Raw genomic sequence first — 25,697 nt, 5'->3', positions numbered from 1 at the left:
TCCGCCGACCTCAGCAGCATCGAGCCGGTCCAGCGCGTCATCGACGAGACGCTTGAGAAGCTCGGCGGCCTCGACATCCTGATCAACAATGCCGGCATCATCCGTAGAGCCGACAGCGTCGACTTCACCGAGGAAGACTGGACGCGGTGATCGACACGAACCTGAAAACCACCTTCTTCCTCTGCCAGGCGGCCGGTCGCCACATGCTGGCCCAGGGCAGCGGCAAGATCGTCAATATCGCCTCGCTCCTCTCCTTCCAGGGCGGCATCCGGGTGCCGAGCTACACCGCGTCCAAGAGCGGCGTCGCGGGCCTGACCAAGCTGCTGGCCAACGAGTGGGCGGCCAGGGGCGTCAACGTCAACGCGATCGCGCCGGGCTACATCGCGACCAACAACACCGCTGCCTTGCAGGCCGACGAGACCCGCAACCGCCAGATCCAGGAGCGCATCCCGGCCGGGCGCTGGGGCGATCCCAGCGACATTGGCGGGGCGGCCGTTTTCCTCTCCTCCAGTGCTGCGGGCTATATCCATGGCCATACCCTGGCCGTGGACGGCGGATGGCTCGCACGCTGAACTGAATGCGCCGTGCTCCTGCGGAAGCAGGAGCACATATTGCCGAGAGGAGGGACAAACCCTCCCATCCCCATCAGGAGAGGAGGACCAATGCCCGAAATCGACCGTCGATCCGCGCTTGCCGCCACCGGCCTCGCGACACTGGGTCTCGCCCTCCCCGGCCGCGCCGCCACCCAAATCCCGGCCAGCCTCGACGCCAGCAAGCCCGGCCTGCCGCTCAAGTCGGGCCATCTCCACATGGGCAGCGGCACCGGCCCGCACGGCCGCCTCGGCATCACCAACCTCTATCTGACCCGCAACGACCGCCCCTGGCTCCCGGTCATGGGCGAGTTTCATTTCACCCGCTTCCCCAGCCAATATTGGGAAGAGGAACTGCTCAAGATGAAGGCGGCAGGCGTCACCATCGTCGCCAGCTATATCCTCTGGAACCATGTCGAACTGTCGCCCGGCCACATCGACTGGACCGGCGACCGCGATATCCGCCGCTTCGTCAGCCTCTGCCAGAAGCACGGCCTGCTCTTCTTCCTGCGCCCCGGCCCCTGGGGCCACGCCGAGGCGCGCTTTGGCGGCATCCCCGACTGGATCGTCGCCGGCACCCGCCCGCGCAGCAACGACCCGGCCTATATGGCGGAGGTGGACCGCTTCTGGCGCAGCCTGCACGATCAGGTGAAGGGGCTGTTCTGGAAGGATGGCGGCCCGATCGTCGGCATGCAGGTCGAGAATGAATATAATCTCGACGGTCCCGCGCAGGGCCGCGGCCATATCGCGGCGCTGAAAGTGCTGGCGCAGAAGATCGGCTATGACGTGCCGCTCTACACCGTCACCGGCTGGGACCAGACCCTCTATCCCAAGGGCGAAGTCGTACCCGTCCATGGCGGCTATCCCGACGAACCCTGGTCGGCGAAGACGACCGCGCTGCCGCCCAAGGAAAATTATCTCTTCCGCTTCGACAGCCGGGTGAGCGGCGACCTTGGTGCGCAGACGCGCAACAATCGCCGGGGGGACGCCGACAGCGACATGGCTGATACGCCCTTCCTTGGCGCGGAATATGGCGGCGGCGTGCCTGTCATGTATCGCCGCCGCCCGCTGCTGGAACCCGCCGATGTCGCTGCCGCCGTCACCACGCAGGTCGGTTCGGGCGTCAATCTACTCGGCTATTATATGTTCCATGGCGGCGCGAACCCGCTGGCGCAGGGCCGCACCCTGGAGGAAACCCAGCGGTCGGGCGGCTATAATGACTGCCCGGTCATCGCCTATGATTTTCAGGCGCCGATCGGCCAATATGGCGAAGTGAACCCGGTTAACGCCGCGCTGCGCCCGCTCCATTATTTCCTTGGCCATTATGGCGAGCAACTCGCGCCCATGGCCGTCCATGCGCCAGCGACGCTGCCGGCCGACAAGAATGACCTCAAGACCCTGCGCTGGGCCGTCCGCAGCAAAGGCGACAGTGGCTTCCTCTTCGTCAACAACCATGTCCGCCAATATGAAACGCTCGCCCATCCCGGCACGCGCTTCACCGTGCAGTTGCCGGGCGGCAGCGTCACCCTGCCCTCCCGCCCCGTCACGATCGCGCCGGGCGCCAGCTTCTTCTGGCCGATCAACATGGACCTCGACGGCGTGACAATGAGCTGGGCGACCGCCCAGCCGGTCACGCGCATCGAGGACAGCAAGGATCCTGGGGACGGCCCTATCCACATCCTCGCCGCCACATTACCCGGCGCGGTCGAACTCGCTTTCCCCACCGGCACGCGCGTATCCGCCTCTTCCCGCGCGGAAGAGGGCCGCGTCATCGTGCAGGTGCCGCCCTCGCCCGACCGGATTTTGACCGTCACCAGCGCGGAAGGCCGCCGCGTCCGCCTGCTCCTGCTGGATCAGGCATCGCTGCAAAATCTCTGGGTCGGCGACATCAAGGGCCAGCGCCGCCTCGTCCTGACCTCCGCCGACACAATCTTCGCGCCCGACGGCCTGATCCTGCGCCAGCGCGGCAAGGCCCGATTCGACTGGCGCATCCTCCCCGGCCCGGCCGCGAGCGCCACCGTCAAAGGCCCGGCCGCCACCACCATCGCTTTCACCCAGACGCGCGAAGCGGGCGAAGCCCCGCCCATCGCCGTCGGCGGCCCCGCCAGGGCTGCGATGCAGCCGCTGCCCGAAGCGCACAAGGCCGCCGCCGCCTTCACCTTTACCCTGCCCGCCGATGCGGTGAAACAAGGCGACGCCTTCCTCGAAATCGACTGGCGCGGCGATATCGGGCGGATCTTCGACGGCACCGACATGCTGGACGACGCCTATTGGGACGGCCGCGTCTGGCGCATCGGCCTCAAGCGCTTCGCCGACCGGCTCGGCAAGCCCTGGACGCTCACCATCCTGCCGCTGCGCGCCGATGCGCCCATCTATCTGGATGACAAGGCCCGCGCCAAATTGCCCAAGGGCGATCAGGTCGCCCGCCTCCTCACCCTCCGCCTCGTCCCCGAACTGGAGCATCGCGCATGACCAAGCTGACCCGCCGCGCCGCCTTCGGCCTTGCCACGCTACCGATGCTCGCCCATCCCGCCCTCGCCGCGCCCAGGAAGACGGGCGCGCGCCCCGGCCCCTTCCTCATCGGCGCGGACATCAGCTGGGTGCCGGAGGACGAAGCCGCCGGCGCGCGCTATTTCGTCAAGGGCGAACGAAAAGACCCGATCGCCCTCCTGCGCGACGCCGGTTTCAACGCCATCCGCCTGCGCATCTTCGTCGATCCGGCCAAGGGCTACTCGAAGCGCGAACCCGGCAAGGCATGGGCGGGCCTCGACCAGACGATCAGGCTCGGCCGCCGCATTCGCGAGGCGGGCCTCTATCTCGTCCTCAGCTTCCATTATAGCGACACATGGGCCGACCCGGAGCATCAGGGCGTGCCTGCCGCATGGGCCGGTTACGACCTACCCCAACTGGCCAAAGCCGTCGAGGCCCATACCCATGACACGCTGGTCGCGATGCGCGCGGGCGGCGCGCCGGTCGACATGGCGGTGATCGGCAATGAAACCACCTTCGGCATCCTGTGGCCGCATGGCCGGGTTAAGCTGTCTACCCCGACCGGCAATCCCGTGACCGACGCCAATCATGCGAAAGTCGGTGAGGTGGGCGGTTTCGACAATTTCGCCAGCCTGCTGCGCGCAGGGATAGCGGGCGCGCGCTGCGCCGAACCCGCCATCGCCATCCAGCTGCACAATCATCTCGGCCGCCACTGGCCGATCGTGCGCGAATGGACCGACGCGCTGGTCGCCCGCAAGGTCGATTTCGACGTGATCGGCTTCTCCTGCTACCAGCAGCGCGCGCAGGGCGATTGGGAAACGACGTTCCGCGAGTTCGTGAAACGCTATCCCGACAAGGGGCTGCTGGTCGCCGAATATTCCAGCCGCAAACGCTATATCAACGACCTCGTCCACGCGCTGCCCGGCGAGCATGGCTGGGGCACATTCATCTGGGAACCCTTCCGCCATCAGGAGGCGATCTTCGACCTCGACGGGAAAAATGCGGGCGAAGGGGCAAAACCCGACCTGATCTCCCAAGGCCTCAACAGCGCCGAAGCGCCCGGGGGTCTCGCTACCGCACGGCCCGCATCCAAGCCCGAACCGACCGGACCCATGGGCCATGGCGGCGACTATGTCGCCAACCCGCTGCTCGACCTCTACGGCCAAATGGCGAAGGACTATCAATGAGACGCCGCGACTTCACGCTTGGGCTTGGTTCCTTGGGCCTGGGCGCGCTCACCCTCGCCGCCTGCGCCGCCGCCCGCACCGCGCGCCGGGACGACCCGCTGGTCTTCGCCTATTTCACCACGGGGAAGAAGGGCGAGGCTGATGGCCTGAAACTCGCCGTCAGCGACGACGGTTTCGCCTTCCGCACGCTGGCGGGCGGGCGCAGTCTGCTCATCCCGCAAGTCGGCGAGAAGAAGCTGCTGCGCGATCCCTTCCTCTTCCATGACGGGAAGCGCTATCACCTGCTCTGGACCACCGCCTGGGAAGGCGTGACCATCGGCCATGCGACCAGCACCGACCTCATCCACTGGTCCGCGCAAAAGGCGATCCCGGTGATGCAGGACGTGCCGGGCACCCGCAATTGCTGGGCGCCCGAAGCGGTCCGCGATCCGCGATCCGGCCGCACCGAGATTTTCTGGTCCAGCACCGTCACCGGCCGCTTCACCGAAACGGCGGGCACATCGGAGTCCGCCTATAATCACCGGCTCTGGCGATGCAGCACGACCGATTTCGAGAGCTTCTCGAAGCCGGAACCGCTCTACGACCCCGGCTTCAGCGTCATCGATGGCACTTTCGCCCACGGCCCCGACAAACAACTCTACCTGATCGTCAAGGATGAGACGGTCGAACCGCCCCGCAAATGGCTTCAGGTCGCCAAGGCCGACAGCCCGACCGGCCCCTTCGGCCCGCTGTCGAAGCCCTTCTCCCTACCATGGGTCGAAGGGCCAATGACGGCGCAAGTGGGCGACGCGCTGATCTGCTATTATGACGTCTACAAGGAAGGCCGCTGGGGCGCGGCCATGACCCGCGACATGGCGACATGGGAAGATGTGAGCGCGCGCCTCACCATGCCGGCGGGCGCGCGCCACGGGTCATTATTGCGCGTTCCCCGCGCTCTGGTCGACGCCATCGCCTGAAGACCACCCTCCGCCCAGCGCCAGGAAGATGGCGATCTGGTCCTGCACCAATTGCGCCCGCGCAGCGGCGGCGGAGGCCTCCGCGCTGGCAAGACTCCGCTGTGCATCGAGCAGCGAGAGGAAATCCCCCCGCCCGAAGCGGAACAGCTTGCCGGCCTGGCCCGCCGACACGCCTGCGCTGTCGCGTGCCCGGTCGAGCGCGGCGGACTGCTCGGCATTGCGGCGATAGCTTTCCAGCGCCGTCTCGGTCTGGCGCAGCGCTTCCAGCACCGATGCGTCGAAGCCGGCAAGGTCCGCCTTCACCTGCGCATCGGCCTGCGCGATTCGCGCGCGGACTACCGGCCGGTTAGGGAAGCTCCAACTGAGCAGCGGACCCAGGCTGAAGCCGAAGGCCGATCCCGATCCGAAATCCTTGAGCGGTCCGGCAAGGCCCACCGAACCGCCGATGCTGACCTGCGGATAGAGGTCCGCCGTCGCCACACCCAGCCGCGCCGTATCGCCCGCAATCGTGCGTTCGGCCTGACGGATATCGGGCCGGCGCCGGATCAGCGCCGCGCCATCGCCCACCGGCAAGGGCTGGCCCAGCGTTGGTAACGCCGCGCAACTTTCCACCTCGCGCGGATAATCGGCGGGCGCGCGACCCAGCAATGTCGCCAGCACATACAGCGCATTCTGCCGCTGCGCCGCAAAGCCGGGCAGCGCCGCCTCGCTCGAGTCCACCGCCGCCTGCGCCCGGCTGACGTCGAAGGCGGTGCCGCGCCCACCCTTGGCCAGCCGCCGGGTCGCATCCAGCGTGTCGCGCTGCAAAGCCACGACCTTGCGGTTGATGGTGAGGTTGTAATTGGCCGCGCACACCTGCGCATAGGCTTGCGCCGTCGCCGCCGCCACGCTGACGCGCACATAGTCGCGCGCCGCCGTCACCGCCTCGACATCGGCGCCGCTCGCCTCGATCGCGCGCTTGATCCGGCCGTTGAGGTCCAGCGGATAGGAGGCAGCCAGCCCCAGATCATAACGCACCGACCCCGGCAGATGCTGCGACACGCCCGACGCGCGCGCAATCGTCTCGCCGCCGCTCACCGATGTCGTGATGTCCCGCCCCGCCTGCGCTTCTTGCAGCACAGCCTGCGCCTTTTCCAGATTGGCGTTGGCCGCGCGCAGGTCGGCATTGGCGGTCAGCGCCTGCTCGACCAGCATGTCCAGTTGCGGGTTGGCATAGAGCCGCCACCAATGGTCGGGTAGCTCGCCTTGCGAAAATTGTCCGCCTTGGGCCGAATGGAAGGCGCCTGTCGCCCCCGGCGTGGTCGCCGCCGACTGTTCGGGCGGGCGATAGTCCGGCCCGGCAGTCGCACAGGCGGCAAGGCTCAGCGCCAGCAGCGGCGCGTAGACGCGCTTAGCCATGGCGGCATTCCCCCGGCCTGGCGTCCCTGGCCGCCGGCTGCACCGTCACCGTTGCGGTGCGGCCGGAGATGAGGCGCAGCCCCGCCGGCACCTTCTCCAGTTTCACCCGCACGGGAATACGCTGGGCCAGCCGCACCCAGGAGAAGGTCGGTTCGACCGAAGGCAGCAGATTGCCCGAATTGCTCCTGCTATCGTCGTTGATGCCATAGGCGATGCTTTCGACCCGGCCGTGCACATCCTGCGCTTCACCCATCAGCCGCACCGTCACCGGCGCGCCGATGCAGATCAGCGGCAGCTTGGTTTCCTCGAAATAGCCTTCGACGCGCAGGGAATCGCTGTCGATCAGCGCCATCGCCTGGCTCCCCGCGCCGACATAGTCGCCCGGATGCAGGTCCAGATTGGTCACGACGCCGTTCACCGACGCGAGAATCTTCGTGCGCTTGAGGTTCAGCGCAGCCGCATCGCGCCCGCTATAGGCTTCGGCCAGCGCCGCCTGTGCGGTTTCGACCTTGGCGAGATTCTGCTCATGCGTTTCCGCCGCGACCAGATCGCCCAGCGCCGTGTCGCGCCGTGCCTCGCGCCGTGCCTGTCCCAACGTCGCCTGCGCGCTCGCGATCCGGGCATTTGCTTCCTCCAGCGCCATGGAATAGCGCGGCGTGTCGATGACGAAGAGCAGGTCGCCCGCCTTCACCAGCTGGTTATCCCGCACCGCGACCGAGGTGACGAGGCCGCTGATGTCCGGCGTCACCCGCACCACGTCGGCGCGCACCCGCCCGTCGCGGGTCCAGGGGCTGCCCTCATAATGATTCCACATCCAGATCGCGACCGCAGTTGCGGCGACGACGAGGATGATGGTGGCGGCGCTGCGGATCAGCACAGTAGTGAGGCGGTTCATAGACGGATTCCAAGGGTGGGGACGAGGATGGCGAGGCCACCGAGGATCAGCACGAAGATGCTGAGGTCGACGGCCGCGCGATAGGCGAGGAAGCGGTAGAGCCCTGCCGCGCCGATCAGCCGGGTCACGGCCCAGGCCAGGATCAGCGCGACGAGCGCCAGCAGCAAAAGCGTGGGGATGAAGATACCGCCAAAGGCAATCTCTCCGGTCATGCGATGGCCCTCCGATAGCCTTCTGCGTCCGGGAACAGGTTGCGGCGCAGGCTGACGAGGCCCAGCACCGCCTCACGGCGGATCGACGGGCGAGGATTGGCTGCCAGATCGTCGATCGCCGCATCGATATCGTTCAGCAGCGCGGGTTCGGCGGGCTGTGGCGCATCGGGATCGAGCCGACGATAATGGCTGCTGACCCCCTGCAATACAGTGGCGAGGCGACCGCCCTCCTGCACCGGCAGGTCGAGCCGCAATTGCCGCAGTTCGCCGATCGCCACGCCCGTGCGCAGGTCGCGCAGCGCGTCGTAGAGCGGCTTTCCGCTGTCCCGCCGCGTGGCGGCGAGGCGCGGGGCGAGCAGGGCGATGCGATCGAGCATCCGGTTGATCCAGCCGCGCACGTCCGGCGGCGACATCAATGTCGCACGATTGGCGATATCGGCCCAGCCCGCACGGATCGTCCGGCGGATCGCGCGCTCGACCCCTGCCGACTGGAACAGGCCTGCCATGATGATCGCGAACCAGATGCCGACGATCTGCGCTACCGCGCCGTTGATATAGGAGCCGAAGGCACTGACATAATGATCCGACAGCAACACCGGGCTGCCAAGGCCGAGCAGGGTCGGCAGCGCGATCCCCATCCAGCGGGGCGACGCCATCATCGCGCCCAGCAGCAGCAGCATGGGCGCATAGGCCAGCGCCAGCATCCCGAAACCGTCCAGCCGGGGCATGATCGCATAGCCATAGACGGCCCCCAACGCCGAGGCGGCGATCGTGCCGATCATGAAGCCCTTGAGCGGCGCCAGCGGATTGTCGACGGCGGCGAACAGCGCCAGGAAGACGCCTGCCAGCATCACCGCCGTGCCGCCATCCTTCCACCCGCTGCCGATCCACAGGGCGCAACCGACCGCCACCGTCATGAAGGCGGCGAAGGCCCCCCGCAGCGCCCCGCCATAGTCCCGATGCATCTCACGATTGCGCCGCCCTTCCAGCAGTTCGGCGACGCGCGGCGTCACCGCGGCACGGCTGTGCGTGCCCATCTGGTCGGCCAGGTCGCGGCAGTCGCGATGCACCGCGATCAGGGACGCAAGCCGCGCATACAGGCTGAGCCGCATCATCTCACGCCAGCCCATGTCGGCGCTCGCCGCCGGCTCCAGCGCGTGGCAGCGATCGATCAACGCCTGGGTCAACGTGGCGCGGGTGGCATTGTCCGGCGCGGGCGTCTCCAGCCACTGGCGGATATCGGCGATCAGCGCCTCGACCTGCGGTGGCACCATCCCGTCATTGGCAGCCTTCAGTTCGGCCAGCCGGTCCTCCACCGCCGCGCCCAGCGGCAACAGCATCGACAGTTGATCCTGCAAGGCCCGCACTGTTCGCACGCGCGGCGCAAGGCGGCTGATGTCGAAGGGCAGATGCGCCGACATCTGGTGCAGTTCGGTCACGTCCTGCGCCAGCCGGCGACGTTCTGCGTCGAGGCCCGCCACCGGCTCCACCGCAATGGCATCGCGCGACCAGCGCTCGGCATCGCGCAGGATCGTATCGACCCGACCCAGCAGCACGCCGGTGATCGATCCGGGCAGGATGACGCCATGGACCAGGCTGCCCGACAGGATGCCGATCAAAATCTCCTGCACGCGCAGCGAGGCCACGGTGAAAATGGTCTGGGGCGTGTCGACGTCGGGAAAGACGATCAGACAGGCGGTATAGCCCGCCAGCACGAACATGTAGGAGCGCGGCGTGCGGTCGAGCAGCGACACGAAGCAGCACAGACACAGCCAAGACGCCATGGCGAGCGACAGCAGTTCGGGCGAATTCACCAGCGGCGGCACGATCGCGACGGCGAACATGGCGCCGGCGAACGTGCCGATGATGCGGAACAGCGCCTTGGAAATCACCGCGCCGGCCATGGGCTGGGCGACGATATAGCTGGTCAGGAACGCCCAATAGGGACGTTCCAGCCCGATGCTGAACGCCACGAACAGCGCCAGCATGGCCGCTGCCAGGCATTTCAGGGAAAAGAGCGCGGCGGGGAGGCCGAACTTCTCGCTGGTGGCGCGCAGCGTCACATCTGGCTCCGCCGTTCGGCGATGCGCCGCGCGAGCAGGTCGAGCAGTTCGACCATGATCTCGATCGCTTCGTCGGGGACATCGCGCAGCAGGTCGGCGCGCATCTCGCCCAGCCGCTCCTCGATCTGGCCCACCAGTTCCTTGCCCGTCGGGGTCAGGGCGATGATGTTGGAGCGCTTGTCGTCGGGATGAGGCGATCGGCCGATCAGTCCCGCCGCCTGCAACTGGTCGAGCGTGCGGACCAGCGAGGGCTGGCTGATGTCGAGCGATTCGGCGAGTTCCGCCTGACGCACGTCAGCGCCCATGCGATCGATATGGATCAGGCACCATCCCGCGCTGTTGGACACGCCGAACTCCGCCAACGCGCTGTCGGCCAGTTGCCGCCAGCTCCGGGCGACCGGGGCCATTTTATGCGCGAGGAGGCGCTTCGACTCTGTGATGGGCATATCCATTAGATAGCTAACTAATGGAATTTATCAATATTGCTGCTGATTGCCTATTTTGCTGTCCTGTTTGCAAAAGCTGCAATCGGATCCGCCGGGGAGATCATGAGGCCGTTCGCTCCGAGTGAAGTCGAGAAGCGGAGCGCTACCACTTCATGTTTCTCGACTTCGCTCGAAACGAACGGAGATTGGGAACCTCGTCCCCCAGGATTTATTCGTTTTCCGTGATTTCCGAGTCGCCAGATGATTCCATCTGGCTCGAAATCACTCTAGGCCCGACGCGTGCCGTTGAAGGCTGACGCGCCGAACGCGCCCAGTTGCATCGTGCCGGTGATGGCGTCGCCCGCCACTTCGGCTTCGCATTCCAGCGTCATCGGCATGGGCATGGTCATTTCCATCTTCCAAGTCAGCTTCGCGCCGTCGACCTTGCCGTCGACCACGTCGAGCGATCCCATCATGCCGGCGAAGGTGCCGTTGAAGCGATCGCCGCTGCTGATGACGGTGAACACGCCCTTCTGGTCGCCCATCGGGGTCTTCGCCACGCAATCATAGGCGCCATCCACTGCTGCCATATCCATTCTCCTTTACGTTGGCGTCAATCAGCCAATGTGCCCATTTCCACCGGCAGGCCCACCGCGTCAAGCTGCGGCCGCACCAGTTTCGCATCGCCCACCACGACCCAGACCAGCCGATCGGGGTTGATCGCCTCCCGCGCCGCCGTGTCGAAGTCCGCCGCGGTCATGGCGCGGTAGACCTTGGGCAGCGTCTCGTAATAATCGTCGGCTCGGCCGATCAGGGCGTTGCGCATCATCGCGCTCAGCAGGTCGGACGATGTCTCGAAACTGCCGGGCAGAGAGAGGATCTGGCTGTTGATCGTCTGGTTGCGTTCCGCCTCGGTCGTGCCCTTGGTCGTCAGATACTCCTTGATGTCCTGCCGCGCGGCGACGATCGATTCCCCGGTCTTGTCGGTCTGGACCGGCGCGTAGACCAGCAACGGGATGGTTTCCCGGACGCCTGGCAGCGCCGTACCTGCACCATAGGCCCAGCCCTTCGTTTCGCGCAGGTCCATGGTCAGGCGCGAGGTGGTGCTGCCACCCAGCACTTCGTTGGCGGTCAGCAGCGTGACCGGATTGTCGGTCCCCGCCTTGTTGGTCAGCAGGCCGCCCAGGATCAGCGACTGCGGGCTTTGCGGCTTGTCGATCAGGATGATCCGCGACGGGCGCATCATCCGGTCCATGCGGAACAGCTTGGCGCCCTTCGCCACCGATGGCGCCTTCCAGTCGCCGAAGCGCTTTTCCAGCAGCGGCAGCAATTCGGTCAGCGTCGTGTCGCCCGCGACGAAGATGGTCGCATTGTCCGGTCGCATCCACTTGTCATGGAACGCGGTCAGGTCCGCCCGCGTCACCGCCTTGACGCCACTTTCCGTGCCGGAACCGGTGAAGGGGATGCCATAGGGATGCGCCTGCCCATAGAGCAGCGGCGGCAGCATGCGCTGGGCGATCGCCATCGGCTCGGTCTTCTCGGCCTTGATCCGGGTCAGTACCTGCCCGCGCAGGCGCTCCACCTCGGCGGGCGCGAAGGCGGGGTTGCGGATCACGTCGGCCAGCAGGCCCAGCGACGCGTCAAGATTGGGCTTGAGCGCAAACAGGCCGACATTGGTGCGGTCCATGCTGTTGCTCGCGCTGATCGATGCGCCCAGCCGCTCCTGTTCCTCGGCGATCTGCACCGACGACCGGGTCGTGGTACCTTCGTCCAGCAGTGCGGTGGTAAGGCCCGCCGTCCCCAGCTTCGCCCGGTCGTCGGCCGCGTTACCCGCGTCGAAGGCGACCGAGACGCGCACCGTCGGTACCGCGGTGCGCTGCGCGAACACGACCTTGATGCCGTTCTTCAACGTCGCATGCTCGACATCGGGGAAATCCAGATCCTTGACCGGCTCGATCGGCGGCTCGGCGATCTTCGTCGGCGCGGGCGGCGTAGCCGCAGCAGGTGCCGGAGCGTCGGGATTGCGGAAGAAGGCGGGCTTGTGCCCGGCTCCCCCATCTTTCGCATTACCCGCCAGCGCATTGTCCGCCGCGCTCCGCTCGCCCGGCGCGACCGTCAGGCGCAGCACCGGCCGACCGAGCCATTTGCGCGCCGTCGCCGCCACGCTCTGCGGCGTCGCGCCGGCATAGACGGCCAGATCCTTCTTATACTTGCCCGGATCGTCGGAATAGACCGCGCCCTCGGCCAGCGTCACCGCCTTGCCGGAGAAACCACCGACCTTTTCCAGACCCGAAATCGTGCCCGATGCCTGCTGTGTCGCGGCGCGCAGCACTTCGTCGGCGGTCGGTCCCTTGGCGAGATAATCGGCGAGCAGCTGGTCAAGCCGCTTGCCCACCGCTACCGGGTCCGCACCCGGCTTCACGTCGACGGTGATTTCGGCCAGGCTCAGCTTCTCGAAGGGCTGGATGCTGGCCTTGACGCTGACCGCCACCTTCTCGTCACGCACCAGCGCATTGTCGAGCCGCGAGGAACCGAGGCCGCCGAAGACGGTCATGGCGAGGTCGAGCTGTTGCAAATCAGCCGAATTGACGCCCGGTACCACCCAGTTGCGATAGAGGCGGGTTGAGGCGACATTGTCGTGCATCGTCACCTCGGCATCCTTGGCCAGGGTCGGGACGGTCGCGTCCACATCCTTGGGGGCGGGACCGGCGGGGATGTTGCCGAACCATTTGCCGACCTTCGCCTTGGCGGTCGCGACGTCGATATCGCCTGCCAGCACCAGCACGGCGTTGTTCGGGCCATAATGGGTCTTGAACCAGCTCTGGACGTCAGCGAGGCTCGCGCCGTTCAGGTCCGCCATCGATCCGATGGTCGAGTGGCGATAGGGATGGCCTTCGGGCATCAGTGCCGCCAGCTGGGCATATTCGACCAGGCCATAAGGCTCGTTCTCGCCCATGCGCTTTTCGTTCTGCACGACGCCGCGCTGGGTATCGAGCTTCGTCTGGGTGACGGCGCCCAGCAGATGGCCCATGCGATCCGATTCCAGGAACAGCGCCCGGTCGAGCGCGCCGGTCGGCACCGTCTCGAAATAATTGGTGCGGTCGAACCACGTCGTGCCGTTCCAGTCGGTCGCGCCGATATCCTCCAGCCGCCCGAAGAAGGGACCATCGGCATTTTCGGAGCCATAGAACATCAGATGTTCGAACAGATGGGCAAAGCCGGTCTTGCCCGCCGGTTCGAAGCGCGAGCCGACATGATACCAGATCGACACCGCCACTACCGGCGCCTTGCGGTCGGTATGCACGATCACCCGCAGCCCGTTGGGGAGGCGGAATTCCTCATAGGGAATGTCGACCTTCGACACGAGGCTGGACAGCGGCGCGGGCGCGACGCTCGCGGTGGCACTCTGTGCGATGGCCTGGGTCGCAGGCATCAGGGCAAGCGCAGACAGCGCGACAGAGGACAGGCCGATCAGCAGGGGCAGCCGGCGGGACAGGGAGGAAAGGGTCATGAAAGGCCTCTGGCAGGAGCTACGGACCAAGCGGCGACGAACGCGCCGCGATGGCCTGCACCATAGCGAGGCGTGATAGGCGCGCAATACGCAAAGGGTGGACAGACCTTCTGCGGGACGGCAATCCTGTCGCTATAATTTCCTGTTCAGAAAGTCCCTTCCTCCATGAAACGCCTGGCCCTGCTGGCTGCCGCCTCCGCCCTAGTGATCCCTGCCGCCCTGTCGGCCCAATCGGCGGTCGACCCCGTCTTCACACCCGCCGCCGTGCGCGCCCATGTCGAATTTCTCGCCGACGACCTGCTCAAGGGCCGCGACACCGGCAGCGAAGGGCATGAGATCGCCGCCCGCTATGTCGCCAGCCAGTTCGACGGCCTCGGCCTCAAGTCCGCAGGCGACAAGGATGGCTGGCTCCAGCGCATCACCTTCCAGAAAACCGAATTCGGCAAGACGCCCGCCACGCTGACCGTCACGGGCGCGGGTGGCGCAAAGAGCTTCACCCATGCCGGTGACGTCATCGTCGGCATCAACGCCGCCGAACCGCATCTGGACGTGACCGCGCCGCTGGTCTTCGTGGGCTATGGTCTGGAGAACAAGCGCCTCGGCCTGGACGACTATGCCGGTCTTGATGTGAAGGGAAAGATCGTCGTCACCCTGCGCGGCTATCCCAAGGGACTGCCGAGCGAAGAAGGCGCGCATCTGTCCGCGACCAAGGGCAAGGTGGCCGAAGCGCATGGCGCGATCGGCATGTTGTCGCTCGGTACCATCCAGTCGATGAAGGCCCGCCCCTGGACGCGCATGGTGCAGTTCGCCGACGAACCCGATTTCACCTGGGTCTCGCCCGAAGGCGTCCCCTTCAACGCCGCGCCGGGACTGCGCGCCTCCGCCGCGCTCAGCGATCCGGCAGCCGAAGCCGTGTTCGCCGGCGCGCCCACGACCATCGCCGCCATCCGCAAGATGGCCGACAAGGCAGGCGGCGAGCCCAGGGGCTTCGCGCTCAAGACGAGCGTGACGATCAAGGCGGACACCGTCAGCGAGCGCGTCATCAGCCCCAATGTCGTCGCCATCCTGCCCGGCAGCGATCCCAAGCTGAAGGATGAGTATGTCGTCCTGTCCGCCCATCTCGACCATATCGGTATCAGCCCGGCGAAACCCGGCGATCCGGCAGATAAGGACGGGATCAACAATGGCGCGCTGGACAATGGCGCGGGCATCGCGACCATGCTGGAAGTCGCGCGCGCCATGGCGCAGTCCCCGGACAAGCCGCGCCGCTCGATCATCTTCCTCGCGTCCACCGGCGAGGAGAAGGGGCTGCTCGGCGCGGACTATTTCGCCCGTCATCCCGCCGTTCCGGTGAAGCAGATCGTCGGCAATGTCGACCTCGACATGCCGCTGCTGCTCTATCCCTTCACCGACCTCATCGCCTTCGGCGCTGACCATTCGACGCTGGGACCGATCGTTGCCAAGGCGGTAGCACCGATGGGCGTAAAGCTCTCCCCCGATCCGATGCCGCAGGAAACGATCTTCGTCCGTTCCGACCATTATATGTTCGTGAAGCAAGGCGTTCCCGCCGTCTTCCTCGCCACCGGCTATGCCAATGGCGGCGAAAAGGCGTGGGGCGAGTTTCTGGGCGGCGCCTATCATCATCCGGGCGACGACATGATGCAGAAGATTGACTGGAAAACAGGTGCCCGCTTTGCCGAGGCCAATTACCGCATCACTCGCGCCATGGCCGATGGCGACACCCCGCCCCAATGGTTCGCGAAGGATTTCTTTGGCGACCTGTTCGCGCCGGATGCTGCCAAGGCAACGAAATAACGAAATCACGCATCGCCCCTTGTGTGGTTTTTGAGCAACACTACATCGCCTGCATCTAATTTGAGTGGGATGTCATGAACCTCGAAAAATTCACCGACCGCGCCAAGGGCTTTCTCCAGTCGGCGCAAACCGTGGCGATCCGCATGAGCCATCAGCGGATCAGCCCGGAACATCTGCTGAAGGCGCTGCTGGAGGACCAGCAGGGCATGGCGTCCGGCTTGATCAAGGCGGCGGGCGGCGATGCAGCCGTGGCGTTGCGCGAAACCGATGCGGCGCTGGCGAAGGTGCCGTCCGTATCGGGCAGCGGCGCGCAGCAGACGCCGGGCCTCGACAATGACGTCGTGCGCGTACTCGACAGCGCCGAACAGGTCGCGGCCAAGGCGGGCGACAGCTTCGTCACGGTCGAACGGCTGCTGCTCGCGCTGACCCTCGCCACCACCACGGCGGCGGGCAAGGCGTTGGCAGCGGCGGGCGTGAAGTCCGAGACGTTGAATGCCGCGATCAACACTCTGCGCGGCGGCCGTACCGCCGACACCGCAGGCGCGGAGGATCGCTATGATGCGCTCAAGAAATTCGCCCGCGACCTGACCGCGGCCGCGCGCGACGGCAAGCTCGACCCGGTCATCGGCCGCGATGAGGAAATACGCCGTACCATCCAGATCCTTGCCCGCCGCACCAAGAATAATCCCGTGCTGATCGGCGAGCCCGGCGTCGGCAAGACCGCCATCGCCGAAGGTCTTGCGCTGCGCATCGCCAATGGCGACGTGCCCGACACGCTGAAGGACCGCACGCTGATGGCGCTCGACATGGGCAGCCTGATCGCCGGCGCGAAATATCGTGGCGAGTTCGAGGAGCGGCTGAAAGGCGTGCTGGACGAGGTGAAGGGCGCGGACGGCCAGATCGTCCTCTTCATCGACGAGATGCACACGCTGATCGGCGCGGGCAAGTCGGAAGGCGCGATGGATGCCGGCAACCTGCTCAAGCCCGCGCTGGCGCGAGGCGAGCTGCATTGCATCGGCGCGACCACGCTCGACGAATATCGCAAATATGTGGAGAAGGATCCGGCGCTCCAGCGGCGGTTCCAGCCCGTGTTCGTCGGCGAACCGACGGTGGAGGATACCATCTCCATCCTGCGGGGCATCAAGGAAAAATATGAGGCGCATCATGGCGTCCGCATCGCCGATGCCGCGATCGTCAGCGCTGCGACCCTTTCCAACCGCTATATCACTGACCGCTTCCTGCCCGATAAGGCGATCGACCTGATGGACGAGGCCGCATCGCGCATCCGCATGGAGGTGGAGAGCAAGCCGGAGGAGATCGAAAATCTCGACCGTAGGATCATGCAGCTCCAGATCGAGCGCGAGGCACTGAAGAAGGAAAGCGACACCGCGTCGAAGGACCGCCTCGCCAACCTGGAAGCCGATCTCGCCAATCTGGAAGAACAGTCCGCCGAACTCACCACCCGCTGGCAAGCGGAAAAGGACAAGATCGCGGGCGAAGCCAGGCTGAAGGAGCAATTGGACGCCGCGCGCATCCAGCTCGACCAGGCACAGCGGGCCGGCGAATATGGCAAGGCGGGCGAGCTGCAATATGGCACCATCCCCGCGCTCGAAAAGCAGCTGGAGGAAGCGCAGACCGCGTCGGCCGGCGCGATGCTGCGTGAGGAAGTGACGAGCGAGGACATAGCCGCCGTCGTATCGAAGTGGACCGGCATCCCGGTCGACCGGATGATGGAGGGCGAGCGCGAAAAGCTGCTCGCCATGGAAACGGTGCTGGGCCAGCGCGTCATCGGTCAGGCCGACGCGGTCAAGGCCGTGTCGACCGCCGTGCGCCGGTCGCGCGCGGGTCTACAGGATCCGAACCGGCCGCTCGGCTCCTTCCTGTTCCTCGGCCCCACAGGCGTCGGCAAGACCGAACTGACCAAGGCGTTGGCCGGCTTCCTGTTCGACGACGACAGCGCGATGGTGCGCATCGACATGAGCGAGTTCATGGAGAAGCATAGCGTCGCGCGGCTGATCGGCGCGCCTCCGGGCTATGTCGGCTATGAGGAAGGCGGCGTGCTCACCGAAGCCGTCCGACGTCGCCCCTATCAGGTCGTGCTGTTCGACGAGGTCGAGAAGGCGCACGGAGACGTGTTCAACATCCTGCTCCAGGTGCTGGACGACGGCCGCCTGACCGATGGACAGGGCCGCACCGTCGACTTCACCAACACGATCATCGTGCTGACATCGAATCTCGGTAGCCAATATATCGCCGGGCTTGGCGACGATGAGCCGGTGGAGAAGGTCGAGGATCAGGTGATGGATATCGTCCGCGCCCATTTCCGGCCGGAATTCCTCAACCGTCTGGACGAGGTGATCCTGTTCCACCGTCTGGGTGCGAGCCACATGGCGCCGATCGTCGACATCCAGGTCGCGCGCATCGGCAAGCTGCTGAAGGACCGCAAGATCGCCCTAGACCTGACCGAAGGCGCGCGGGCGTGGCTGGGTCGGGTCGGCTATGATCCAGTCTATGGCGCGCGGCCGTTGAAGCGGGCGGTGCAGCGTTACCTTCAGGATCCGCTGGCGGACCTGATCCTGCGGGGCGAAGTGCCCGATGGATCGACCGTCCGGGTCGAGGATGGCGATGGGGCGTTGAAGCTCAACGTCGCGTGAACGAGAAAGACCCGCCACATATCGTGGCGGGTCTTTTTCAGGCTTCCGCGAAAGCCGGCCAGATTTTCAACCGTTGGGATTCATGCCTGCACGGCTGCGGCTGATGAGATCGTCAGCATCCCTATTCTGCTGCTCGCTGATCGCACGCCATTCCGCATTGGTCTTGCAGACGCGCTCCTTCTTTACCAGGGAACCGATAACGTCGAACCGCTTGCAACGCACCGCGTTGGGATCGTTACGATCCAGCTTCGGTTTGTCCTCTGCCAGCGCAGGCATGGCGATGGCGAACAGGCTGGACGCGATTACTGCCTTCAAAACACGCACTTGAGGTCTCCCAGAAAGGCGGCGAACGCGATGATCGCGATCCTGCCGTCGATCAGATGCTCGCCGGGACGTCCTTCGTCTTGCTGGCATCGGCCGTGGCATAGAATTGCTTCAATAATTGCTGCTCTTCAAGTGACAAATGCGGATTCCACACGTCGAAAATCAGCACGACGCGCAAATGATCGCTGTCGTTCCAGGCCTCATGGTCTATCGTGTCGTCGAAGGCGAAGGCCTTGCCTTCTTCCCAAGCCCTGGTTTCGCCGCCCACCCGGAAGGAACAGCCCGGCGGAACGATCAGCGGCAGATGGATGATGGCACGGGTGTTGGTAACGCCAGTATGGGCCGGAATGTGGCTTCCGGGCTTGAGCAGCGAGAAGAATGCGGAGGGCGCTCGCCCAGGAATATCGGCGCGTGGCAGGGCTTCCAGCGCGGCGACCGTCTGCGGGCAGGCAGTGCAGACCGCTTCGTTGCGTACCCCATATTCCCAAAGGAAAGCCGCACCCCAGTCGAGCGATCCGTCGAGCGCCGTCCATTTGTTGCCCGGCGTACCGGCATCCTGCCGCACATAGGGACGCACGCTGGCGCCCTCCTTATCCACCAGCGCCAGGAACTCGGCGCGGATCGCGTCGGTCTGCGCCTCCAGTTGCGCCATCCAGGGGAAATGCCGCCGGTCGAAGAACTCGTCGGCCGGCAGAAAGGGATAATGCAGACCGGAGCACTGGTTCTGGTAAAGCGAACGCCGCCCGAATTCATGATCAAGGCACGCCTGAAAGCGGCGACGCGCGACCATATCGACCGTTCCCAGCCGATCCGCGACGCCCGCTTCGACGAAGGCTGCGAAGCGGGCATTATGATCGCGGACGAACGCGCGACCTTCGTCCAGCGTGGCGGCGAGCGCGGGAGGAATGTCCCCCATAGCAGCGGCCATCGCCAGCACCTTGCCCCAACTGTCGGCCGCAGCCTGCGCCTCTTTCAGGCGCTGCTGCAACTGTGCGAGGCGCATCTGGGCCATGAAGTTGCGCTGATCGATCGCGATCGCCTGCAAGAGGGCGTGGCGTTCTCCCTCCGCATCCAGCAATCCCCGCGCAGCGGAGGCGACATTCATCCACAGTGCCGCTTCCTTGGGGTCGGCCTGCGCCGCTTTCAGGAAATATCCGTGCGCTGCGCCGAAATCGTGGCGATCCAGCGCAATCAAGCCTAGCAGGTTGAGTGCCTGCGGTTCGCCGGGCTGGCTCTTGAGCGCTTCACTGAGCGCATGTTCGGCCTCTGCGGGACGGCCCTGCCGCCGCGCCTCGACCGCCTGTTGCAACAACCGTCCTACCATCACATTCATAAAGTCCCCAGCCTTTGAACCGACAGGCTATCAGAGGATGGTGCCTTGGCAAGGGCGTGAAATCCCCCGACCTTGTACAGCCGGGGCGGTCATGCGAAGGCTGGCGGTCATGAGCGCCCCTTCCCTCCGCGACGTCATGACGAATCCTGAATGGCTCGCCCACCGCTATGATCCTGGCCATGACTCCTTTCATATGCGGGCGGTTTCGCGTGCGCGCCATGCGCAGATTCCCTTCCTGACCGAGGAGTATCTGGGTCAGGACGGCCAGCCCCTGATCCTGCGTCGCGCCGACGCCATGGCCCAGGCTTCCACGCCCGGACCGATTCATTTCGTCTTTCATTCGGCCTATTGCTGCTCGACCTTGCTCGCCGCAGCCTTCGACATTCCCGGCATTGCCATGGGCCTCAAGGAACCGGTGCTACTCAACGACCTGATCGGCTGGCGGCATCGTGGTGCCAAGGGGCCTGACGTCGCGCGGGTGCTGGATGAGGGGATGCGCTTGCTGGCACGACCGTTCAGCCCTGGCGAGGCAATGGTGATCAAGCCATCCAACATCGTCAATCCGCTGATCCCCGGCATCATGGGGCTGCGACCACAGGCGTGCGCCTTGCTGCTGCACGCGCCGCTCGACATGTATCTCGCCTCGATCGCCCGCAAGGGCATGTGGGGGCGGCTCTGGGTCCGCGACCTGTTCCAGAAATTGATGCTGGAGGGGATGCTGGCGCCGGTGGGTATCGAGCCGGACCAGTATCTCGGCCTGACCGATATTCAGGTCGCAGCGGTCGGCTGGCTGGCGCAGCAACGGCAGTTCACGATGCTGACCGAGCAACTGGGCGAACGGGTGGCGACGCTCGACAGCGAGACGTTGGTCGCACGACCGCAGGAGTGTCTGACGACGCTTACGCGGCTGTTCGGGCTGGTGATGGACGAGGCGATGATAGAGGCGATCGTCACCGGTCCGGTCTTCGCCCGCGACGCCAAGAGTGGCGCTGAATTTGCCGGGGGCCAGCGTGCCCGCCAGGCGCAAAGCGATCGCAGAACCCATGGGGAAGAGGTCGGCCAGGTCATGCACTGGGCAGGTGTGCTCGCCGCCAACGCGGGCATTCCCATGACACTGCCTCGCGCGTTGCTCGGCTGAACTTCCTCTCCTTCGGCCAGACATGAAAGGAGGGGCCGGTGTTTCCACCGGCCCCTCTTTTTTGCCTAAGCCTGATTGCCGATCAGAAGCGGAACTTCGCGGCGATCGCGTAGCGGCGGCCCAGCGCGTCGTAGGTCGACGGATAGACGTTACCGCTGTTGTAGCTGGTCGAACCGATCGTGTTACCAACAACCTTCGGCTTGTTGTTGAACAGGTTCTGCGCCGTCAGCGTGATGGTGATCTCATCCGACACATGGAAGCGGCCGGTCAGGTCGAAATAATGCTCCGCCTTGATCTTGCGGAATTCCGGATCGACCATGCAGCCATCGGGGTCGGCACCGTTCGGATCTTCGCAACCCGCGTCGACCGCAGCGGCCAGATCGTCAGCCAGCTGCTGGGGTTCGAACTTCACGGTGTCGATATAGCGCCACAGCAGCGAGATATCGAAGCTCTCGAAGCCCAGCGTGGTGCGCTGCGAGAACTGCCACTTGGGCTGGATCGAAGCGCAGTTGACCGAGTAGTAGCCAACGCATTCGCGGTTGATCGACGCCGACGTCGCCTGGAACTTCGAGCTGTTGGTCCAGTTGCCGGTCAGGCTGAGGGCCAGGTTAGCGAAGCCGACGTCCTTCTGGTAGTTGACCGAGAAGTCGACACCGTCGGTGCTGAGCTTGCCCAGGTTCGAGGTCACCAGCGACAGACCAGGGGTCGTCAGCGCTTCACCGAACAGTTCGCCGGTCAGCGGGTTACGGCGGATCGCGGTACAGGCCGGATTCGTCGCGCTGGACGCGGTGATGTTGTCGAAGCACGCCGCGACGGCGTCGCCCGGCGTGGGCGAGGTGATCGCGTCGGTGATCTTGATGTTGTAGTAGTCGATCGTCGCCGAGAAACCGCGCAGGGCCTGGGGCTGGAAGACAGCACCGATGGTCCAGCTGTTCGACTTTTCAGGCTTCAGATCCAGGTTGCCACCACCGGTGTAGTTGACCTGACCGGCCGGATCGTTGGTGATCGCACCGATGGTCGAGGCCGGAGCGCCCTGAGCGATGCAGACCGCAGCAAGGTTGGCGTCGAGAAGCGGCCCATTGCCCGAGCAGGGATCGGTGCCGAGGTTGGTCAGCAGCGTGTTCACCGGATTGAACAATTCGGCAATGTTGGGCGCGCGAACGGCGTGCGCATAATTACCGCGGATCTTGAAGCCTTCGACCGGGGTCCAGCTACCGCCAGCCTTCCAGGTGGTCGTCTTGTAGGACGGGTTGCTGGGCGCGTCGACGCTGTACTTCGAGTAGCGGATGCCGGTTTCCAGGGTCAGATCCTGGAAGAAGGGCTTGTCCTGAACCAGCGGCAGAACGAGTTCGCCGAAGGCTTCATAGACGTCATAGCCGCCCGCGATGTTCGGAGCCGCACCGCCGGCGCCGCCGAGATCACCCGACTGCGAGAGAAGGTCCGATTCCTGCGAAGCGGTGTACTTGCGATACTCGCCACCGATGGCGAAAGCGACCGCGTCGCTCGCCCAGGGGGCCGACCAGCCGAAATCGCCGTTGATGGTCGCATTGGCCTGCGCCAGCGAGGTCTTGGTGACGACCTGGCTGTTGGCGTTCAGGAACGCGTTCATTTCCGGCGTGATCGAGCCATCGGGGCCGAAGACGTTCAGCGGGACGCAACCGTTCGACGTGTCGAGGCAGTCGGTGGTGTTGGTCGCGAGCAGCGCCTGACGGACGCGCGAGTTCAGCCAGTAACCCTGCTGGGTCTGGGTCTGTTCGCTTTCGCCATAGGCGCCCGACACGTCCCAGCTGATCGTGTCGGTGATGCCGCCACGGAAGCCGAGCTTATAGTCGAAGAAGGTGGTGGTGAATTCCGAGACACGCGGTCCGAGTTCGGTGGAACGACGCGACAGAGCAGTCGTGACTTCCTTATAAGCAGGGTTCACCGTGCCGTCGGCGAGCGTCGGCTGCGCAGTTGCAGCGGCATCGCACTGCGCCTGGGTGAAGCGCGGGATGTAGGTTCCCTGAGCGATCTGCGCAGCCGTCGCAATGTTTTGCTGGCAGAAAGCGTTGCGCTGGGCTGTCGTCAGATAAGGATTGCTCAGTGGAACCTGGACGGCAATACCAAATGCGCCCGACGGAGCGATGATGGTCTTGACGGTGTTCTTCGAGAAGATGCCGCGGGTATAGGCTTCGACCGCGTCGCTGACTTCATAGCGCGCCGCACCGAACATGTTGAAGCGTTCGAACGGCGTCTGGAAGACGTTGAAGGGGTTGAAGTTATAGGCGTCGAACGCGGTGCCGGAACGGAAGGCGGTGCCATCGGCAGTCACCTGACGCGTACCATTGCCGGTTGCGGTGCCCGACGGGTTGGTGTTGCTGAAGCGCGACGGGGTGGACGTGCCCGAACCGCCGATGGCGCCGCTGTAGGAGTCGATGTTATCGACCGAATAGTCGCGGCCGCCCTGGTAGACCGGGTCCGACTGCTGGTAGCCGATCGAGAAGACGGCGTTACCCTTGCCATCGTCGAAGTTGGCGCCCATCGTGACGTCGGCGCGGAAATAATTGCCGTCGCCTTCCTCGGTGATCTGGTTCGAAATCGTGCCTTCGAGGCCGGAGAAGTCCGACTTGGTGACGAAGTTCACGACGCCCGAGATGGCATCGGCGCCGTAGGTGGTCGATGCGCCACCGGTCAGCACGTCGACGCGCTCGATCAGGGCGACGGGAACGTTGTTAAGGTCGAAGCGGCCGTTCAGTTCGGCCGGGACCAGACGATCGCCGTCGAGCAGGACGATGTTGCGGTTCGAACCGAGGCCACGCAGGTTGACGAACGAGGCGCCGCCATTGCCGTTGTTGACCGCCGAACCGATGCTGGGAACGATACCCGGAATTTCGCGCAGAATGTCTTCGGCAGTGTTGTTCTGCTTCAGTTCGATCTGGTCGGACGTGGTCGCGGTGACCGGGGTCGAACGCTCAAGGTTCGGATTGCGGATCAGCGAACCCGTAACGATGATGGTGTCGCCGGCGTCGGCTTCCGCGCCCTGCGGCGCGTCCTGCGCGAACGCAGCCGTCGCGATCAGCGACGCGCTCAGGATCGCCGGAGCGGCGCTGGCACGCAAAAGTGCCCTTTTCGAAAATGTCTTCACTGTCCAGTCCCTTGCTCTGGAGTTTGGCACGTAAATGCCATTAGCTTTTCGCATATGAAGGGAATGGTGCCCGACAGCGTCCCCCCATATGGATTGCGGGAACCTGCGCGGGCTTCAGGGCGCTGTAAAGCGCGGGAAAAGCCGAAATGCCGCTTTTGGATGCGGCTGTATCATAAATGCAACAAGGCCCGAACCCCGCTGTTTTACGATCGTGTTGCAAGATTATTTCATGGATTTACAAATCACTGTAGCATTAATGCAAACATTCGCGGCCAAGGGGAATGATTGTGGCTCGCCCGGCGGCCGGCGAACGGGCAACGCCGCTGTTGACCTTGCTTCCGACGGGTGCATGCTAATGGCCGACACCGGTCAGGGGCGAAGGAGAATGTGGAAATGAACGGCAGGATTGGCGTGTTGCTGGCGATTCCATTGTACCTTCTGGCCGGTCAGGCCGCAGCTGCGCCCAAGCAGCAGCCCAAGCCCGAAATCTTCACGAATCTGCTCCAGTGCCGAGCCATTGCGGACAACGCCCAGCGGCTGGCCTGCTTCGACCAGCAGGTCGGCGCGATGGAAATCGCCTCGCAGCGCGACGAAGTGGTCGTTCTGGATAAGAGCGAACTCAAGAAGACGCGCAAGACGCTGTTCGGCTTCGCCTTCCCCAAGCTGCCTTTCCTGGGTGACGGCGAGGACAAGGAAGAGGTCAAGGAAGAGGAAGGCTTCAGCCATATCGAAGCGAAGATCGCTTCGCTGCGCGGCATGGGCTATGGCAAGTGGCAGATCGTGCTGGAAGACGGCGCGCAATGGATGACGACGGAGGCCGTCACGGGACGCGAACCAAAGGTCGGCCAGACGATCGAGATTCGCCGCGCCGCCATGGGCAGCTATATGGGCAAGGTCGAGGGCGGCCGGGCCGTGCGGATGAAGCGGGTCGGCTGATCGCCCCGGTTACTGCGGCATCGGCCCGGCGATCAGCAGCGGGTCGATCCGCGCCGCGTTCCATTTCATGCCCCAGTGAAGATGCGGGCCGGTCGCGCGGCCGGTCGCACCGATGGCCCCGATCTGCTGGCCCTGGCGGACATGGTCCCCCGGCTTCACGTCGATCCGCGACAGGTGCAGGAAGGCGCTGTTGAGACCATGGCCATGGTCGATCATCAGCAGATGCCCCTCCAGCGTGAAGGGCTTGTCCGCCGCAGCCAGGATCACGACGCCATCCGCCGGCGCAACCACCGGCGTACCCGTCGCCCCGGCGATGTCGACGCCGCCATGATAGGCGCCCGGCTGCCCCTGATAGATGCGCTGCGATCCGAACAGGCCGGAAATCCGGCCGGTACGCGGCCAGATGAAATGCTGGCGCCATCCCTGCGCGTCCGTCACCATCTTCCGGGCGTTCTCGATCGCGTCCAGTTCGGGCAGGCGCAGCGCCATGAAGGCCTCGCTGCTCCTGGTCGGGCGCATCGGCGCATTGATGCGCTCGATCCGCCAGTCGCGCGGCGCGATCGCCAGTTGCCGGTCGATCGTCCGGCCATCGGTCAGCCGCGCCGCCAGATGGGCGCTGGGCTTCGCGTCCCGATCGAAAGCGATC

Annotated in this window: 18 protein-coding genes and 1 pseudogene; 8 read left to right on the top strand and 11 right to left on the bottom strand. The window is 65.2% G+C overall.

What is annotated here, in order from left to right:
* The 4 genes and pseudogenes from VMR39_RS14725 to VMR39_RS14710 form a co-directional block, all read left to right on the top strand.
* Nucleotides 1-572: pseudogene (locus VMR39_RS14725) on the top strand (SDR family oxidoreductase); the annotation flags it as partial.
* Nucleotides 573-662: 90 nt separating this feature from the next.
* Nucleotides 663-3,062 carry a beta-galactosidase gene (locus VMR39_RS14720; protein WP_325416734.1) on the top strand — a complete coding sequence of 800 codons (2,400 nt, stop codon included), beginning with the start codon at nucleotides 663-665 and terminating at the stop codon, nucleotides 3,060-3,062.
* Complete coding sequence (locus VMR39_RS14715; protein WP_325416733.1) at nucleotides 3,059-4,267, top strand: glycosyl hydrolase 53 family protein; 1,209 nt, start codon at nucleotides 3,059-3,061, stop codon at nucleotides 4,265-4,267. The genes VMR39_RS14720 and VMR39_RS14715 overlap by 4 nt, the downstream gene beginning before the upstream one ends.
* Nucleotides 4,264-5,223, top strand: a complete 960-nt coding sequence (locus VMR39_RS14710; protein ID WP_325416732.1) for a glycoside hydrolase family 43 protein — start codon at nucleotides 4,264-4,266, stop codon at nucleotides 5,221-5,223. Before VMR39_RS14715 ends, VMR39_RS14710 begins: the two co-directional genes overlap by 4 nt.
* Here the strand turns inward: VMR39_RS14710 and VMR39_RS14705 are convergent.
* The 7 genes from VMR39_RS14705 to VMR39_RS14675 all read right to left on the bottom strand — a co-directional run bounded on the left by VMR39_RS14705 (nucleotide 5,182) and on the right by VMR39_RS14675 (nucleotide 13,727).
* Nucleotides 5,182-6,621, bottom strand: coding sequence for an efflux transporter outer membrane subunit (locus tag VMR39_RS14705; RefSeq protein ID WP_325416731.1), 1,440 nt, complete (start codon nucleotides 6,619-6,621; stop codon nucleotides 5,182-5,184). The genes VMR39_RS14710 and VMR39_RS14705 overlap by 42 nt on opposite strands.
* The gene (locus VMR39_RS14700; RefSeq protein ID WP_325416730.1) at nucleotides 6,614-7,516 is read right to left on the bottom strand and encodes an efflux RND transporter periplasmic adaptor subunit; all 903 of its coding nucleotides are present in this window, start codon (nucleotides 7,514-7,516) and stop codon (nucleotides 6,614-6,616) included. The genes VMR39_RS14705 and VMR39_RS14700 overlap by 8 nt, the downstream gene beginning before the upstream one ends.
* On the bottom strand, nucleotides 7,513-7,728 hold the full coding sequence (locus VMR39_RS14695) for a DUF1656 domain-containing protein (protein ID WP_325416729.1): 216 nt from the start codon (nucleotides 7,726-7,728) through the stop codon (nucleotides 7,513-7,515). Before VMR39_RS14695 ends, VMR39_RS14700 begins: the two co-directional genes overlap by 4 nt.
* A complete protein-coding gene (locus VMR39_RS14690) occupies nucleotides 7,725-9,791 on the bottom strand; it encodes an FUSC family protein (protein ID WP_414712521.1) in 2,067 nt (688 codons plus the stop codon). Before VMR39_RS14690 ends, VMR39_RS14695 begins: the two co-directional genes overlap by 4 nt.
* Nucleotides 9,788-10,237 carry a MarR family winged helix-turn-helix transcriptional regulator gene (locus VMR39_RS14685; RefSeq protein ID WP_325416728.1) on the bottom strand — a complete coding sequence of 150 codons (450 nt, stop codon included), beginning with the start codon at nucleotides 10,235-10,237 and terminating at the stop codon, nucleotides 9,788-9,790. The genes VMR39_RS14690 and VMR39_RS14685 overlap by 4 nt, the downstream gene beginning before the upstream one ends.
* 266 nt (nucleotides 10,238-10,503) lie before the next feature.
* Nucleotides 10,504-10,806: a hypothetical protein gene (locus tag VMR39_RS14680; RefSeq protein ID WP_325416727.1), complete on the bottom strand. Its 303-nt coding sequence runs from the start codon at nucleotides 10,804-10,806 to the stop codon at nucleotides 10,504-10,506.
* 23 nt (nucleotides 10,807-10,829) lie between these two features.
* A complete protein-coding gene (locus VMR39_RS14675; RefSeq protein ID WP_325416726.1) occupies nucleotides 10,830-13,727 on the bottom strand; it encodes a pitrilysin family protein in 2,898 nt (965 codons plus the stop codon).
* Nucleotides 13,728-13,892: 165 nt separating this feature from the next.
* On the opposite strand from VMR39_RS14675, the gene VMR39_RS14670 reads away from it, so the two are divergent.
* Together VMR39_RS14670 and clpB are read left to right on the top strand one after the other, a co-directional pair.
* The gene (locus VMR39_RS14670) at nucleotides 13,893-15,542 is read left to right on the top strand and encodes a M28 family metallopeptidase (protein WP_325416725.1); all 1,650 of its coding nucleotides are present in this window, start codon (nucleotides 13,893-13,895) and stop codon (nucleotides 15,540-15,542) included.
* 74 nt (nucleotides 15,543-15,616) lie between these two features.
* Nucleotides 15,617-18,196: an ATP-dependent chaperone ClpB gene (gene clpB / locus VMR39_RS14665; protein WP_325416724.1), complete on the top strand. Its 2,580-nt coding sequence runs from the start codon at nucleotides 15,617-15,619 to the stop codon at nucleotides 18,194-18,196.
* A 66-nt stretch (nucleotides 18,197-18,262) separates the two neighbouring features.
* Here the strand turns inward: clpB and VMR39_RS14660 are convergent, their stop codons facing one another.
* Both VMR39_RS14660 and VMR39_RS14655 read right to left on the bottom strand, forming a co-directional pair.
* Nucleotides 18,263-18,472 carry a hypothetical protein gene (locus VMR39_RS14660; protein WP_325416736.1) on the bottom strand — a complete coding sequence of 70 codons (210 nt, stop codon included), beginning with the start codon at nucleotides 18,470-18,472 and terminating at the stop codon, nucleotides 18,263-18,265.
* A 100-nt stretch (nucleotides 18,473-18,572) separates the two neighbouring features.
* Nucleotides 18,573-19,844, bottom strand: coding sequence for an aspartyl/asparaginyl beta-hydroxylase domain-containing protein (locus tag VMR39_RS14655; RefSeq protein ID WP_325416735.1), 1,272 nt, complete (start codon nucleotides 19,842-19,844; stop codon nucleotides 18,573-18,575).
* Nucleotides 19,845-19,962: 118 nt separating this feature from the next.
* Between VMR39_RS14655 and VMR39_RS14650 the strand changes: the two genes are divergently transcribed.
* Nucleotides 19,963-20,991, top strand: coding sequence for a hypothetical protein (locus VMR39_RS14650; RefSeq protein ID WP_325416723.1), 1,029 nt, complete (start codon nucleotides 19,963-19,965; stop codon nucleotides 20,989-20,991).
* An 82-nt stretch (nucleotides 20,992-21,073) separates the two neighbouring features.
* Here the strand turns inward: VMR39_RS14650 and VMR39_RS14645 are convergent, their stop codons facing one another.
* Complete coding sequence (locus VMR39_RS14645) at nucleotides 21,074-24,115, bottom strand: TonB-dependent receptor domain-containing protein (RefSeq protein WP_325416722.1); 3,042 nt, start codon at nucleotides 24,113-24,115, stop codon at nucleotides 21,074-21,076.
* A 393-nt stretch (nucleotides 24,116-24,508) separates the two neighbouring features.
* On the opposite strand from VMR39_RS14645, the gene VMR39_RS14640 reads away from it, so the two are divergent.
* Nucleotides 24,509-25,051, top strand: coding sequence for a hypothetical protein (locus VMR39_RS14640; protein ID WP_325416721.1), 543 nt, complete (start codon nucleotides 24,509-24,511; stop codon nucleotides 25,049-25,051).
* Nucleotides 25,052-25,060: 9 nt separating this feature from the next.
* Here VMR39_RS14640 and VMR39_RS14635 read toward each other — a convergent pair.
* Nucleotides 25,061-25,697, bottom strand: a 637-nt coding sequence (locus tag VMR39_RS14635) for a M23 family metallopeptidase (protein ID WP_325416720.1), incomplete at its 5' end; no start/stop codon positions are given.

Origin of the sequence: Sphingobium sp. (genome assembly GCF_035511395.1) — a bacterium.
Taxonomy (GTDB): domain Bacteria; phylum Pseudomonadota; class Alphaproteobacteria; order Sphingomonadales; family Sphingomonadaceae; genus Sphingobium.
Note: the sequence above shows the minus strand (reverse complement) of the source record. Positions and strands in the feature narration are given on the sequence as shown.